At 33.0% G+C, this 16,492-nt stretch carries 12 protein-coding genes; 9 read left to right on the top strand and 3 right to left on the bottom strand.

Annotation, left to right across the window (positions count from 1 at the left end; translation table 11 throughout):
* Positions 1-15: 15 nt before the first annotated feature.
* Positions 16-945: an SPFH domain-containing protein gene (locus DMZ43_RS04505; RefSeq protein ID WP_129759800.1), complete on the bottom strand. Its 930-nt coding sequence runs from the start codon at positions 943-945 to the stop codon at positions 16-18.
* Positions 946-1,082: 137 nt separating this feature from the next.
* Here DMZ43_RS04505 and DMZ43_RS04500 point away from each other — a divergent pair, with 137 nt between their 5' ends.
* A complete protein-coding gene (locus DMZ43_RS04500) occupies positions 1,083-1,766 on the top strand; it encodes a hypothetical protein (protein ID WP_131506398.1) in 684 nt (227 codons plus the stop codon).
* 48 nt (positions 1,767-1,814) lie between these two features.
* Here the strand turns inward: DMZ43_RS04500 and gltX are convergent, their stop codons facing one another.
* Positions 1,815-3,329, bottom strand: a complete 1,515-nt coding sequence (gene gltX, locus DMZ43_RS04495) for a glutamate--tRNA ligase (protein WP_131506397.1) — start codon at positions 3,327-3,329, stop codon at positions 1,815-1,817.
* Positions 3,330-3,448: 119 nt separating this feature from the next.
* Complete coding sequence (locus tag DMZ43_RS04490; RefSeq protein ID WP_131506396.1) at positions 3,449-4,489, bottom strand: alkane 1-monooxygenase; 1,041 nt, start codon at positions 4,487-4,489, stop codon at positions 3,449-3,451.
* 119 nt (positions 4,490-4,608) lie between these two features.
* Here DMZ43_RS04490 and DMZ43_RS04485 point away from each other — a divergent pair, with 119 nt between their 5' ends.
* The 8 genes from DMZ43_RS04485 (at position 4,609) to DMZ43_RS04450 (ending at position 16,492) form a co-directional block, all read left to right on the top strand.
* Entirely contained in the window at positions 4,609-8,013 is a 3,405-nt protein-coding gene (locus DMZ43_RS04485; protein ID WP_131506395.1) for a DUF4175 family protein, read from the top strand.
* The gene (gene ybeY / locus DMZ43_RS04480; RefSeq protein WP_131506394.1) at positions 8,006-8,425 is read left to right on the top strand and encodes an rRNA maturation RNase YbeY; all 420 of its coding nucleotides are present in this window, start codon (positions 8,006-8,008) and stop codon (positions 8,423-8,425) included. The genes DMZ43_RS04485 and ybeY overlap by 8 nt, the downstream gene beginning before the upstream one ends.
* 63 nt (positions 8,426-8,488) lie before the next feature.
* On the top strand, positions 8,489-10,366 hold the full coding sequence (gene mnmG / locus DMZ43_RS04475; RefSeq protein ID WP_131506393.1) for a tRNA uridine-5-carboxymethylaminomethyl(34) synthesis enzyme MnmG: 1,878 nt from the start codon (positions 8,489-8,491) through the stop codon (positions 10,364-10,366).
* Between the two features lie 134 nt (positions 10,367-10,500).
* On the top strand, positions 10,501-11,352 hold the full coding sequence (locus DMZ43_RS04470) for a class I SAM-dependent methyltransferase (RefSeq protein WP_131506392.1): 852 nt from the start codon (positions 10,501-10,503) through the stop codon (positions 11,350-11,352).
* Positions 11,353-11,569: 217 nt separating this feature from the next.
* Positions 11,570-12,085 (top strand): OmpH family outer membrane protein, encoded by a 516-nt coding sequence (locus DMZ43_RS04465; RefSeq protein WP_131506391.1) that lies wholly within the window; start codon positions 11,570-11,572, stop codon positions 12,083-12,085.
* 90 nt (positions 12,086-12,175) lie between these two features.
* The gene (locus DMZ43_RS04460; RefSeq protein ID WP_131506390.1) at positions 12,176-13,069 is read left to right on the top strand and encodes a LytTR family DNA-binding domain-containing protein; all 894 of its coding nucleotides are present in this window, start codon (positions 12,176-12,178) and stop codon (positions 13,067-13,069) included.
* 200 nt (positions 13,070-13,269) lie between these two features.
* Positions 13,270-15,645 carry a TonB-dependent receptor gene (locus DMZ43_RS04455; protein ID WP_131506389.1) on the top strand — a complete coding sequence of 792 codons (2,376 nt, stop codon included), beginning with the start codon at positions 13,270-13,272 and terminating at the stop codon, positions 15,643-15,645.
* Positions 15,646-15,649: 4 nt separating this feature from the next.
* On the top strand, positions 15,650-16,492 hold the full coding sequence (locus DMZ43_RS04450) for a DUF4249 family protein (RefSeq protein WP_131506388.1): 843 nt from the start codon (positions 15,650-15,652) through the stop codon (positions 16,490-16,492).

The raw sequence follows: 16,492 nt of genomic DNA, 5'->3' as shown, positions 1-16,492 counted from the left end.
TTATAATATAAATAATTAGTCTTCTTTCTTTTTATTTCTAGCTTCTTTCATAGCTTCACCAATTTGGTTACTTGCAGCAAAACTAGCCACCATATCATTAAGCATATTACTTCCTGCTTGAGGAGCGTTTGGTAATAAAATTAAGTTACTATTGGTTTCTTCTCCTAACGATTGTAATGTGTCGTAATGTTGTGTTACAACTATTAATGCAGAGGCTTCTTGTGAGTTAATACCAACGCGATTTAGTACTTCAACAGATTCTTCTAAACCACGAGCAATCTCACGTCTTTGATCAGCAATACCTTGACCTTGTAAACGCTTACTTTCAGCTTCTGCTTTTGCTTTTTCAACTATTAAAATACGTGCTGCATCACCTTCGTATTGAGCAGCTATTTTTTCACGCTCAGAAGCATTAATTCTGTTCATTGCAGCTTTTACTTGAGAGTCAGGATCAATATCAGTTACTAAGGTTTTAATAATGTCAAAACCATACTCTAACATTGCATCATTTAATTCTGCTTTTACAGCAATGGCGATATCGTCTTTTTTAACGAATACATCATCTAGTTTCATTTTAGGCACTTCGGCACGAACCACATCAAATACATAACTAGTAATTTGATCATGTGGATAATCTAACTTATAAAACGCATCGTAAACTTTATCTTTTATTACCATATACTGAACCGAAACTTTTAAACGCACAAATACATCATCTAACGTTTTGGTTTCAATAATCACATCGAGCTGTTGAATTTTTAAGCTCAAACGACCAGCTACACGATCGATTAAAGGGATTTTCATTTGAAGTCCAGAATGACGAATGCTTTGAAATTTACCAAAGCGTTCAATAATGGCAGCTGACTGTTGCTTAACAATAAAGAAGGAAGAGATTAAAACGATTAATCCGAAAAAAATAATAGGAAATAAGATAAATTCGCCCATAACAAGTTTTTTAATGGTTAGGAAATATTTGTTTACTAATTTAAGTTATATTTTAATGAAGCACCATATTTTTTACGAATTACCAAAGTTTAAATCAAAAAATGATTAGGTTTGTTTATCCCTCAAAAAATAAAATCATGAAAAAACAACTTTTCTTATTAGTAGCATTTAGTATAGCTTTTGTTACAACAGCATTAGCACAACACCAACGATATTCTATAAAAAATGGTATTGGAATATATGGTGGACTTACCCAGTTTGACATTATTACGGATAACTTTCAAACAGTAAAAGGCGAAGGCTGGATAGGAGGTTTAAGTGCAACAGTCGATTTACCTCATAAGTGGTACACGGTTAGTTATAACATTCAATTATCTGAAAATAATGTTGGTATTTTTGCTAGACCATCAAATGTAATTGCTAATGAAGAAGAAATAGATTATAAATTATTTACAGCTCAAGTGGCTTTTTTGTTTCATGCAAAGGTTTTACAGGATTACATTACTGTTGATGTAGGACCAATGATTCAATACAATAGCGAATTGGAATTAAAAGATGACAACCACGAAAATTACATTATTGGAAGCTATAACAATCTTTCAGCTAAAGATATCACAGGAATTTCACAGTTTAATGTCAATGGAGCAGTAGGAGCTACAGCAGGTTTTAAAGGATTTAAGTTAAGAGCGCAATACATTTATGGGTTTACAAACATGCTCAATAAACTTAATAACAATAATGATTTAGACACAACAGGAGGAAACAACAAGTTTAAAGGAAACCAGTCTATGCTTGCTTTTACAGCTATTATTGTGTTTTAAACGATAAAGAATAAAATAAAAAAGCGAGTTGTTACAACTCGCTTTTTTTTACTTTAAATTATTAATAAGGTTTTGTATACGCTGTACAGTTTCGTTTTTACCTATCATGTAAATAATATCAAACACATCAGGTCCTTGTAAAGCACCAACAAGAGCTAGTCGTAAAGGCATCATTACTTTTCCAAAACCAATATTGTTAGAAGTTATCCAACCTTTTATAACGGTTTGAAGGTTTTCAACTGTAAAATCATCAACAGATTCTATAACAAAAATAAGCTCTTTCATTAAGTCCAATGAATCTTCTTTCCATGCTTTTTTAGCTGATTTTTCATCATATTCAGTAGGAGTTACAAAGAAAAAATGACTCAAATCCCAAAAATCACTCACAAAAGTGGCACGTTCTTTAATTAATCCTATTGCTAGTTCAATATACTGTGTGTCAATTTCAGATAATTCAGCTTTAGAATTTTTAAATGCAACAGCTAAATCATAGTTGTCTTGTTCTTGCATATAATGGTGGTTAAACCATTTGGTTTTATCAGGATCAAAACGCGCACCAGCTTTATTAACTTTAGCTAAATCAAACACTTGAGTTAAGTTTTCTAAAGAGAAAATTTCTTGCTCTGTTCCTGGATTCCAACCTAAAAAGGCTAAAAAGTTTACCACTGCTTCAGGGAAATAACCATCTTCTTTATAACCTCTAGATACATCTCCAGTATTTGGGTCTTTCCATTCTAAAGGAAACACTGGAAAGCCTAATTTATCTCCATCACGCTTGCTTAATTTTCCTTTTCCGGTTGGCTTTAAAATTAAAGGTAAATGTGCAAATTCTGGAGCTTCCCATCCAAAAGCATCATAAAGTTGAATATGTAAAGCAAGAGAAGGCAACCACTCTTCACCACGAATAACATGAGTGATTTCCATTAAATGGTCATCTACAATATTTGCCAAGTGATAAGTTGGCATACCATCAGCTTTAAATAATACTTTATCATCTAGCGTATTGGTATCTATTTTAATATCACCACGAATAATATCTTTTAGATGAAGTGTCTCATCTTGAGGCGATTTAAAACGAATCACATAATCTTCTCCAGCGTCAAGCTTAGTTTTTACTTCATCTTCAGAAAGTGATAAAGAGTTACTCAATTTTAGCCTGTTATGCCAATTATAGATAAATGTTTTGCCTTTAGCCTCGTGGTCTTTTCTATGAAAATCTAATTCTTCAGCAGTATCAAACGCATAATAAGCTTTTCCCTCAGCAATTAATCTGTCAGCATATTCTTTATATAAATGTTTGCGTTCGCTTTGTCTGTAAGGACCAAATTTTTCATTCTTTCCTGGACCTTCATCAAAAGGAATTCCGCACCATTCAAGAGATTTTACAATATAGTCTTCAGCACCTTCAACATAACGGTTTTGGTCAGTATCTTCAATACGTAAAACAAAAGTACCATTGTGTTTTTTGGCAAATAAGTAGTTAAAAAGTGCAGTTCTTACACCTCCAATATGTAAAGGTCCTGTTGGGCTTGGTGCAAATCGCACACGAACGTTTTTTGACATTGTTTTTAGTTTATGGCTGCAAAGATAGACTAGAGCAGAAGAAAGAACAAAGAAAATAGAATAAAGAGAAAGATAATGCACAACAGTCTCTTTTCTATCTTCTTTTTTCTCTTCTCTTTTTAAGAAATCATTTCACGTGGAACACGTTTATTCATAATTTTAAACCAAAGTGGAGGCAGCATTGCCAAAACCATTGAAGTTGGATAACCATAAGGCATTTGCGGACTTTCATCATGGCAATCTAAAACTTGATATTTTTTAGAAGATTTAAAATGATGATCGCTATGTCTTGTGAGTTCATAAAGCACAATTCTTCCAATGACATGGTTGGAGTTCCAGGAATGAATTTCTTTAACGCGCTCGTATCTGCCAGATTTAGTTTTTAATCGTAGCAATCCATAGTGTTCAATATAGTTAACCGTTTCAAGAAGTATAAAACCTATAATTGCTGCCGAAAACGCAAATATTAAACCTAAAGTTCCAAACAACGCAAACATTGTAAATAAATAGCCTGTTTGAAGCAAAATGTACCAAAACATGTCATTTTTTGCCGAAAAGAACCCTTTTTTGCCGTTTTTTAGCAATTTTAGTTGAATGTTCCATGCATTGCCATATTGTCTAAATACTGAAGTAATCCAAAACGAATACACGCTTTGATTGTATCTTGCTGTTGCAGGATCCTCAGGAGTTGCTGCATGCAAATGATGTCCAAAATTGTGTTCAATATAAAAATGCATATATAAAGAAGGTAACAACAAGGCTTTTCCAATAAAACGCTCGTTGGTGGATTGTCTGTGACCAAGTTCATGAGCCACATTTATACCATTAACTCCCAAAACAATACCAACAGAGAGTATTAAACCCACAAATTCATAAGTTTCAATTGTTGAGGTTGTCGCTTCATAAATTCCAAAGAAGAGTAGGCCATATACCAAAGGAAGATTAAGATACAGTAACCAATCAAAAAGTTTGTGTTTTAGTTTACTATCAACTTCTTGTGAAGATAAATTATGCGTATCAACAGGAAACACTAGTTCTAGCAAAGGAATAATGACAAAGGCAAAAACAGGAGTTAAGTAAGAAAAATATCCTTTTAAGTAGATGCCAATACACGCAACAATTGGAATTGAAAAAGCAGCTAAGTATTTTAAATCTTTCATAACAAAAGCAAAATGTTAGTCTTAAATTTAATACATCTTCTCGAAATTAACAGAATCTTACCAAAATTTAAGCATTTACAGACCAAAATAAATTTTATATTAGTAAGTTATTTAACCGTATGGCAAGTCATTTTAAAGAAATACAGGCAAAGCTAGAGCAATTTATTAGACGATTTTATACCAATGAGTTGTTAAAAGGCATTATTTTATTTTTTGCCATTGGCTTGTTGTATCTTTTATTTACGCTTTTTGTTGAATATGTACTTTGGCTGAATCCTACAGCACGAACCGTTTTATTTTGGTTGTTTGTTGCGGTAGAGATTGGACTTTTTGCAAAGTTTATTGCTATTCCTTTAGCGAAACTGTTTAAACTTCAAAAAGGTATTAACTATGAAGACGCTTCAAAAATTATAGGAAACCATTTTCCTGAAGTAAACGATAAGTTGCTTAACGTGCTTCAGCTTAAACAGCATGCCGCAGACTCTGAATTACTATTGGCTAGTATTGAACAAAAATCTGCCGAATTGAGCCCAATTCCGTTTAAAATGGCAGTTAATTTCAAGAAAAACGCCAAATATCTAAAATATGCAGCTATACCAATTGTTATTTTGTTGCTCTCTTACGCAACAGGAAAACTAAATTGGTTTAGTGATAGTTATGAACGTGTGGTGAATTACAATGTGGCTTATGAGCCACCTGCACCTTTTCAGTTTTTTGTTGTTAATGAAGATTTAAACGCTATTGAAAACAAAGACTTTAAACTTCTGGTTTCTACTACAGGAAAAGTAATTCCTGAAAACGCTCAAATAAAATACAACAACGAAACTTATTTTTTACAGCAAACAGCTCCAGGACAATTTGAGTATGTGTTTACCCAACCAAAGGATAAAATAGAGTTTAATTTATCGGCAAATAATGTTAACTCTAAAATGTATAGTTTAAATGTGGTAAACATCCCTAAGCTGGTGAATTTTGAAATGGTTTTAGATTATCCTTCGCATACCAAAAAAGCTGATGAAACCTTAAAAAGTACAGGTTCTACAACAGTTCCAGAAGGGACTAACGTTACTTGGAAAGTTAATACTAAGTCCACAAATACTGTAGCACTCTACGCGCAAGATACTATACAGTTTAAGCCTTTAGACAATGGAAATTTTGAAGCTAATAAACGCTTGTACAACAATTTAGAGTACAGTATTAGCACAAGTAATGATGCGCTAAAAGATTACGAAAATTTAGCGTTTTCAATTAATGTGATTAAAGATGATTACCCTGAGTTAACCTTAAAGGTTGAAAAAGATTCAATTGATAACCAATCCTTGTATTTTTTCGGACAAGTTAGTGACGATTATGGATTGAGCAAACTGCAGTTGGTGTATTACCCTTCAAATGATGATAGTGATAAAAAGACCGAAACTATTCCTGTTAGCTCATCTAATTTTGACGAGTTTGTAAGCGCGTTCCCAAATCAATTACAACTTACCGAAGGTGTAGATTATGAGCTATATTTTCAGGTGTTTGATAACGATGCAATCCATAATTACAAAAGCACTAAAAGTTCAGTGTTTAGTTATAGAAAGTTGACTAAAGATGAAGAAGAGCAAAAGCAATTAGAGGAGCAAAACGAAACCATAAAAGACTTAAACAATTCTTTTGAAAAACTGAAAGATCAGGATAAGAAACTCGAAGAAATTTCAAAAAATCAAAAGGAAAAAGAAGAGCTCAATTTCAATGATAAAAAGAAACTCGAAAACTTTTTAAAACGTCAAAAAGAGCAGGAGCAATTGATGCAAAACTTCAACAAAAAACTTCAAGACAACCTTGAGGAATTTCAAAATGAAGAACAAGATCAATTTAAAGAAGACCTTCAAAAACGTTTAGATGAAAATGAGCAGCAACTTAAGGAAGATGAAAAATTACTTGAAGAATTAGAAAAGCTTCAGGACAAAATTCAAAAGGAAGAGCTTACAGAAAAACTAGAAGAACTCGCTAAGCAAAACAAAAATAAACAACGTAGCTTAGAACAACTTTTGGAGTTGACCAAGCGCTATTATGTGGCTAAAAAAACTGAGAAACTTCAAAAAGAATTAGAAAATCTTGCTGAAGAACAAGATAAATTATCTAAGCAAGATGAAGAAAACACTAAAGAAGCTCAAGATGAATTAAATAAAGCTTTTGAAGAGTTTCAAGAAGAGTTGGAAGAATTGAAAAAGGAAAACGAAGACCTTAAAAAACCATTTGCTATTCCTGATGATAAAGCTACTGAAGAAAGCATTAAAAAAGACCAACAAGACGCTTCTGAACAATTAGAGCAGCAAGAACAAAACGAACAACAAGGCGATAAACAAAACTCACAAGAAAATCAAAATAATGCACAACAAAGCCAAAAGAAAGCTTCAGAAAAAATGAAGCAAATGAGTGCAAAAATGATGCAGTCTATGATGTCTGGTAGTGGAGAACAGCTTTCAGAAGACGCAGCAATGCTTCGTCAAATTTTAGACAACTTAGTGCTGTTTTCATTCGATCAAGAAAACTTAATGAATCAGTTTAGAAGCATCGACATTAACCATAATCAATATGGCAAGCACTTGCGTAAACAGAACACTTTAAGAGAACATTTTGAACATATTGACGACAGTTTATTTGCGCTTTCACTGCGTCAACCAATGCTTTCCGAACAAGTAAATAAGCAAATTACCGATGTGTTTTTTAACATCGATAAGTCTATGTCTCAGCTTTCGGAAAATCAAATTTATCAAGGTGTTTCTACGCAACAATACACTATAACAGCAACAAATGAGTTGTCAAGTTTTTTAAGCGATGTTTTAGATAATATGGAAGCCCAAATGAATTCCTCTTCTGGTCAAGGTTCAGGACAAGGTTCTGGTCAATCAGGAAGTGGCGGACAAGAAATGCAATTACCAGATATTATTAAGAGTCAAGAGGAACTTAATAAAGAAATGGAAGAAGGCATGAAAAAAGGAGAGAAAGGAAAATCTAAAGAAGGCGATGAGGGTAAAGAAGGAAATGAAGGGAAGGAAGGTGACCAAGGCAAACAAAACGGAAGTCAACAAGGTAGTCAAGAAGGCGATGGCGAAGGGAATAGTGAAGAGTTAAATGGTGAGTTGTTTAGAATTTATCAGCAACAGCAACAACTAAGGCAAGCACTACAAGATAAGCTAGCTAAAGACGGTTTACAAGGTCAAGGAAAAGACTTGTTGGAGAAAATGGAAGAGATTGAATTGGACTTATTAAACAAAGGATTCACCAATCAAACCTTGCAAAAAATGATGGACTTACAGCATCAATTATTAAAGCTTGAAGATGCTACATTTACTCAAGGGCAGGATAATAAACGAAAATCTGAAACTAACGACAAACAGTTTAATAACACTACTACAGACCAAATTCCAAAGGCTAAAGAATATTTTAATACTACTGAAATTTTAAACCGACAAGCATTACCTTTGCATCAAGTTTATAAAAAGAAAGTTCAAGAGTACTTTAAAAAATCAGATGATTAGTTTTAACTATGAAACCCGGTTTCAATTATCCAATGAAACCGTTTTTGAACAATGGATAAAAGAAACGATACAAAACGAAGGTTGCAGCTTAGGAGATATCAATTACATATTTTGTGACGATGACTATTTGCATAAAATTAATGTAGAATTTTTGGATCACGATACGTTAACTGATATTATTAGCTTCGACTATTCGGTAGGAAAACAGCTACATGGAGATATTTATATATCCGTAGAAAGAGTAGAAGATAACGCAAAGGATTTTAAAGTAGATTTTGATGTAGAATTGTCTAGAGTGATAATTCATGGTATACTTCATTATTGTGGTTACAAAGATAAGACTGATGAAGACGCCAAGGTAATGCGAGCAAAGGAAGAACAGTACATGAAGGTATTGGTTGATTTACAATAATTTCGCTGTATATTTGCATCCCAAAATTTTGAACAGAATCTAAATTGTTTCACGTGGAACACTATGAGTTTATTTAAAGATACATATGATGTTATAGTTGTAGGAGCAGGTCATGCAGGTAGTGAAGCTGCTGCTGCTGCTGCCAATATGGGTGTAAAAACCTTATTGGTAACTATGAACCTTCAAAATATTGCACAAATGTCTTGTAATCCCGCAATGGGAGGAATTGCTAAAGGTCAAATTGTAAGAGAGATTGATGCACTTGGAGGTTATAGTGGTATTGTTAGCGACCGTACAGCTATTCAGTTTAAAATGCTTAACAAATCAAAAGGACCTGCAATGTGGAGTCCACGTGTTCAAAGTGACCGAATGCGTTTTGCTGAAGAGTGGAGAAACCTGTTAGAGCAAACTCCTAATTTAGATTTTTACCAAGAGATGGTGTCTGGTTTGTTAATGGAAGGAGATAAAGTTGTTGGTGTAAAAACATCTTTAGGTTTAGAAATTAAAGCTAAAAGCGTTGTGCTAACTAATGGTACTTTTTTAAACGGACTTATCCATATTGGAGATAAAAATTTTGGAGGAGGAAGAGCAGGTGAACGCGCTGCAACAGGAATTACTGAACAGCTGGTTGATTTAGGTTTTGATTCTGGCAGAATGAAAACAGGAACACCGCCTCGTGTTGACGGTCGTTCTTTAGATTATTCAAAAATGATAGAGCAACCTGGAGATGATAATCCTGATAAATTTTCGTATTTAGATATTACAAAACCATTAACACAACAACGTTCTTGTCACATGACATATACAAGTCCTGAAGTTCATGATTTGTTACGAGAAGGGTTTGATAGGTCGCCAATGTTTAATGGTAGAATTAAAAGTTTAGGACCACGTTATTGTCCTTCAATTGAAGATAAAATTAATCGTTTTGCAGATAAAGATCGTCATCAATTATTTGTTGAACCAGAAGGTTGGAATACTGTTGAGGTGTATGTAAATGGGTTTTCTACATCACTGCCAGAAGATGTTCAATTTAAAGCATTGAGTTCGGTTGCAGGTTTTGAAAACGTAAAATTCTTTAGACCAGGTTATGCTATAGAATACGATTATTTTCCACCAACGCAATTAAAGCACACGCTAGAAACTAAGCTCGTAAGTGGTTTATATTTTGCAGGACAAATTAACGGAACCACAGGTTACGAAGAAGCTGCGTCGCAAGGGTTAATGGCAGGAATAAATGCTGCTTTAAAAGTTCAAGAAAAGGATGCTTTTACCTTAAGTAGAAGTGAAGCCTATATAGGTGTTTTGGTTGACGATTTAATTACAAAAGGTACTGAAGAGCCTTATAGAATGTTTACCTCAAGAGCTGAATATAGAACGCTACTTAGACAAGATAATGCCGATTTTAGATTAACTCCAAAATCATTTGAGATTGGTTTAGCAACTCAAGAACGCATGAAGCAGATGGAAAACAAGAAGGAGCAATCTGAAGCTTTTGTGTCGTTTTTTAGAGAAACTAGTGTAAAGCCAGAAGAAGCTAATCCTGTGCTTGAAGCTAAAGATTCTTCGTTGATGAAACAATCAGATAAGATGTTTAAAATCTTTTCAAGACCAAATATTACTATTGAAGACATGCGTCAATTTGAAGCTGTTGAAGCATACATCCAAGAACATAATTTGAATAATGAAGTGATTGAACAAGCCGAAATTCAAATTAAATATTCAGGATATATAGAGAAAGAAAAGAACAATGCTGATAAATTAAATAGGCTAGAAGGGATTAAAATTCCAGCTAATTTTGATTATTCTAAACTGAAATCTATGAGTATGGAAGCAAGAGAAAAGTTGAATAAAATTCAGCCTGTAACCATATCTCAAGCTTCAAGAATTAGTGGAGTTTCTCCTAGTGATATTTCGGTGCTTTTAGTTTATATGGGTAGATAATATTCCTGCGAAAGCAGGAATCTCATAAATCAAGAATATACATGTTCCACGTGGAACGATTTAATAAAATCACATTTTATCATTCTGAATTGTCACACTGAGCTTGTCGAAGTGTTGTCTGAATCTATTTTAAAATGAATAAAAAACCAACATATTTAACTGTAAAAGACCATTCGGTTTCTGGTGAAGATTTTCAATTAGTGCATAATGAAGAATTGGATATGTTGGAAACAATTCCTCAACCTAGTGCAAATACACTTTCTGAATATTACAAAAGTGAAGACTATATTTCGCATACCGATTCTAAAAGAAATTGGTTTGAAAAAGCATATCATTTTGTAAGAGGAATGGCTCTGAAACGAAAATTAAAGTTGATCAATTCGTTTCCAGTTTCAGGAAAAACTATTTTAGATGTTGGTAGTGGTACAGGAGATTTTTTGCAAACCGCAAAAAACAATTCTTGGAATGTTTATGGTATTGAACCAAACGAAAAGGCAAGAGCTATTGCAAATTCAAAAACAAAAAATCAAGTTTTTGATACCAATACTTTGCAGGAATTTGAATCAGGAACTTTTGATGTTATTACGCTTTGGCATGTACTTGAACATTTACCCAATTTAGAAACCGAAATACAAAACTTAAACAGACTTTTAAAACCCGAAGGAAGACTTGTAATAGCAGTTCCAAATTTTAAAAGTTATGATGCAAAACATTACAATGCATTTTGGGCTGCTTATGATGTGCCTAGACATCTTTGGCATTTTTCACAAACATCAATCTCAAAATTATTTTCAAAAAACAATTTAGAAATTGAAAAAACCTTGCCAATGACATTTGATGCATTTTATGTAAGCTTACTTTCTGAGCAATATAAATCAGGATCCAAAAATCCATTAACAGCTTTTTGGATAGGATTACAATCTAATTTAAAAGCAAAACGCACTGGAGAGTATTCTTCGCTTATTTATGTGCTAAAAAAGAGCTAAAACGCATTTTAAGGCGTTTTAAGCGTTTTTGTTATTTGTGTCCTTGCCATTTATTGGCCTTTTTTTAAATCGTTATTAGGCGCTTTTATATAAAGCCGTTTTTTATAACTAAAATGAATTAATCGTTAATGAAGTATTATTTTTATTAATATGTTCATTTTTTAAGATTTCAGGTCTCAACTTTATTACATTTGCAAAAAATTAAAAACTTTAAAAAATGAAATACCTAGTTTTAATACTTGTAGCAGCGTTAAGTTTTTCTTCTTGTCAAGAACAACAAAAATTAGCTTTTATTGATAACGGAAAAGTAATTAATGAGTATCAAGAAAAAATTGATTTAGAGAAAAAGTACGAGCAAAAAGATTTAGCTTTTCAAAAAAGAAGAGATAGTATGATTAGCAATTATCAATTAGAGTTAAAAGAAGCTCAATTGAAAGCTAAAAATATGTCTCAGGCTAATCTTCAAAAATTATCTCAAGAGATTCAGCAAAAAGAACAGTTGTTGACTCAAAGAATTCAAATGGAGCAACAACAAATGCAAAAAGCATTTCAAACTGATATTGATTCATTAATCGTTAAAGTAAAAAACTTTGTAAGCGATTATGGTAAAAAGAACCAATATTCTTACATTTTTGGAACTAGCGATACTGCAGCAAGTGTACTTTATGGTTCAGAAGACCTTTCTCAAACAATTATTGATGCGTTAAACGCAGATTATAAAAAAGAAGAGTAAGCGACTAAAATAATTTTGACATAACAAACGTTATTGTAAAGCTAGATGGATTCCGTCTAGCTTTTTTAGTTTAACTACCAATCATACATCATGCAAATACGTGAGTATTTAAAAGAACCTTTTGATTATTTTGATGACAAGAAATCGAAATGGCTTTACATATTAAGTGCTATTGTATTTTCTCATTTATTCCTTATTATTTTTCAGCCTTACGGTATTTCAGAAGAAATGTCAAACCCTGTTAACAGTACGCTTAATAAGTTTTTGTTTTTCTTTTCCATTGCATTAAGTACGTTTATAGCATTAACACTTTCACAATTCTTTTTTAGACAACTATTTGGTTTTCAAAACATTAAAATTAAAAAATATATATTTTGGCTGTTGATTGAGGCTTTAATTTTGCTGTTTATAAACTTTGGAATGTCTTTTATTATTCCTGATTTAGGTAACGATTTTGAAAAAGAACTAAACATTTGGTTTCAAGTAAAAATGTATCCTAAGCTGTTATTGATTTTAATTTTTCCTTTTTTTGGAACAGTCATTTACATAGCCATAAAACGACTTCAAACCGAAGTAAAGGAACTAGACCAACAACTACTTACATTTAAATACAAATACGATAAAACAAAGCAAAAAGACACGTTGAACTTATTAGACGAGAACAATCAATTAGACATTGCTTTATCTATAAATGAGATTGTATACATAGAATCTAGCAATCAATATGTTGTAGTTAATTTTATAAAAAACAATACTATCAAAAAACACATTGTAAGAAATAGACTAAAACACATATTGTCTCAAACCGAAAACTTACCAATTAAACAATGTCATAGGTCGTTTGCTGTAAACTTAATTCACGTGAAACATTTAACCAGAAAAAACGGAAAAGCGTTTTTAGTGCTTAACACCAATTTTGAGGGGTTAAAAATCCCAGTTTCCAACTCTTTTTTAGAAGCGATAAAGAAGGATTTGGACAATTAAACACTTTTTATTGCTACAATTGATTCTAAAACTAGGACAATTCACTCCAAAACTGTAACAATTCACTCCAAAAGGTCGTCTAGAATATGGATTTCATCAATATTTGAAATTATTTTGCGTTAACAAATCCATAAAGTAAAAATCGATTTTATTCTATTTCAAACCTTAATTTTATCAATCAAAAAACAGAACAAAAACTAATGAAACAATTATGTTTAGTCCTTTTCCTATTTACTAGCTTATGGTGTCAAGCACAGGAACAATACAGTATTAGCGGTACCATTAAAGACCTTACTAATGGCGAAACACTTTTAGGAGCAACCGTTTATTTAAAAGACACCAATTATGGAGCTACAACCAACGAGTATGGTTTTTTCTCATTAACAGCTCCAAAAGGGAGTTACACTTTGGTTATTTCTTACGTTGGGTATTTGTCCGTAACCAAAGAAATAACATTAAATGCCGATCAAAAACTAGATTTCGAGTTACAAGAATCGGCAACTGCATTAGATGAAGTAATCATTGTAGCAGAAGAATCTGAAGTAGTAAGCATTAGAAAACCACAAATGAGTGTTTCTAAACTTAATGCACAAACCATAAAGCAAATGCCAGCGGTTTTAGGAGAAGTTGATGTTGTAAAATCTATTCAATTGCTTCCTGGTGTAACCAATAATGGAGAAGGTTCAGCTGGATTTCATGTTCGTGGTGGAGCAGCAGACCAAAACCTTGTGCTTTTAGATGAAGCTATAATTTATAACACGTCACATTTCTTTGGGTTTTTCTCAGTATTCAATTCAGATGCTATAAAGAACATCAAACTCTACAAAGGAGACATTCCTGCAAAGTATGGTGGTCGTGTGTCCTCTGTACTTGATGTGAGACAAAAAGACGGAAATAGCAAACAATTTGGTCTTACAGGAGGTATTGGTTTAATCTCTAGTAGACTAACAGCCGAATCGCCTTTATTTAAAGATAAAGGCTCGTTTTTAATTGCTGGTAGAGCGTCTTATGCACATTTATTTATGCCACTTATTGAAAATGTAAAAGACGATAAAATTTCGTTTTACGACCTTAATCTTAAAACCAATTATGAGATTAATAAAAACAACAAGTTGTATTTGTCTGGTTATTTTGGTCGCGACGTATTTAATCTATCAAAAATTATAGAAAACAACTATGGTAATGCAACTGGTAACTTACGTTGGAATCATGTGTTTAACGATAGGCTGTTTTCAAACCTATCTTTTATTTATAGCAAATATGATTACAACATTGTGCTAGATTTTATTGAACTAGATTGGGATGCAGACATTACCAATTTTAATGTGAAATATGATTTAGGTTACTACGTAAATAATGACATTACACTCGATTTTGGTATTAGTGGATTAACCTATAATGTTAATCCTGGAGAAGTAAGACCATCTTCAGAAACATCACCAATTAACCCTCTAAAATTAGACGAAAAACGTGCTTTTGAAGGTGCTGCTTACATAAGTGCGGAACATCAAATTTCTGATAAACTTGCCTTTAACTATGGGTTACGCTACAGTGCGTTTTCTAGACTTGGAGGACAAAGCATGACCAATTATGTTAACAATCAACCTGTGGTTTACAATAGCGATTTAGGAATTTACGAACGTGGTGAAGCAGAAAGCGAAACAGCTTACAGTAAAAGCGAAAGCATTAAAACCTTTGGTAATTTTGAACCTAGACTAGGCGTATCTTACCAACTTAACGATGCGTCTTCCATTAAGGCGAGTTACACCAAGTCAACTCAATACTTGCATTTGCTATCCAACACGTCGTCAGTTACACCATTAGATGTTTGGACACCAAGTGGAAAATACATAAAACCTCAAATTTCCAATCAATTTGCTATGGGCTATTACAAGAACTTTAAAGACAACACTTACGCTCTGGAGTTGGAAACCTATTACAAGCATGTTGATAATAGAATTGATTATATAGACGGTTCTGATTTAATAGGAAACAACAATATTGAAACTGAAATATTAAATGGTGAAGCTAGAGCTTACGGTTTGGAAGTATTGCTTAGGAAAAACAAAGGCGATTTCACAGGTTGGTTGGCCTATACACTTTCAAAGTCAGAGCAACGTGCTGTTGGTGGAAATGCTGGTGGACCAGGAATTAATAATGGAGATTGGTACAATACGCCTTATGATCGTACTCATGATATTTCTTTAACAGGAGTTTATAAGCTGAATGACAAGTGGAGTTTCAGTTCAAATTTTGTGTTTCAAACAGGACGTCCTGTAACTTATCCTAATGGGCAGTACAACTACGAAGGATTATCAGTTGCGACCTATTCAAACAGAAACGAAGACCGTTTACCTGCTTATCACAGATTAGACGTTTCTGCAATTTATAAACCAAACAGAAATCCTGATAAACGCTGGAAATCAGAATGGGTTTTTGGTATTTACAATCTGTACAGCCGAAAAAATGCAGCCTCAATTAGTTTTGGTCAAAATAGGGAAACAGGCTTAAACGAAGCGTCTAGAATTTCCATTTTTGGCATTATTCCTTCAGTAACTTATAACTTTAAATTTTAATTCCATGAAACGATATATATTAATAGTATTTACACTAGGTTTTTTATTGACGTCTTGCGAAGACACTATAGACGTAGATGTTCCAACAGCACAAGCTAGATTAGTGGTAGAAGCCTCATTAGATTGGGAAAAAGGCACGATAGGAAATGTGCAGTCCATTTCATTAAGTATGTCAACACCTTTTTTTGATACAGACCAAGACACTAGTGTTACAGGAGCAATTGTAACTGTTACCAATGAAGACTCTGGAGAGGTTTTTCCTTTTGATGACAACAATGACGGAACCTATTCAACAAGTACTTTTGTTCCTATTTTGAATAATACGTATCACCTAGAAATTGTTTATGATGGTGAAACGTATGAAGCAACCGAAACCTTAATGTCGGTTTCAGATATTAATGAAGTTAGTCAAAGCATTGAAGGCGGATTTGACGACGAGCTACTAGAACTCAATTTATACTTTACAGATCCTGCTAATATTGAAAACTTCTACCTAATAAAGTATGATGTTGAAGGTGATTTGTTTCCGTATTTAGAAGATGTGTCAGATGAGTTTACTGATGGTAATGAAATTCATGATTTCCTTGAAAAAGACGATGATGAAGACAGTGAAGAAACGCCTTTTGAAGCAGGAGATGTCGTTAACATTAGCCTTTACGGAATTTCTGAACAGTACTACAACTTTATACGTTTGTTAATTGAGCAACATGGTAGTCAAGGCGACCCATTTAGCTCTACAGCAGCTTTAATAAGAGGAAATTGTATTAACCCAACCAACCCAGATAATTATGCGTTTGGGTACTTTAGGGTTACCGAAGTAGATACTGCTACTTACACTTTTGAATAA

Source organism: Meridianimaribacter sp. CL38, assembly GCF_004328055.1.
GTDB lineage: Bacteria > Bacteroidota > Bacteroidia > Flavobacteriales > Flavobacteriaceae > Gaetbulibacter_B > Gaetbulibacter_B jejuensis.
Note: the sequence above shows the minus strand (reverse complement) of the source record. Positions and strands in the feature narration are given on the sequence as shown.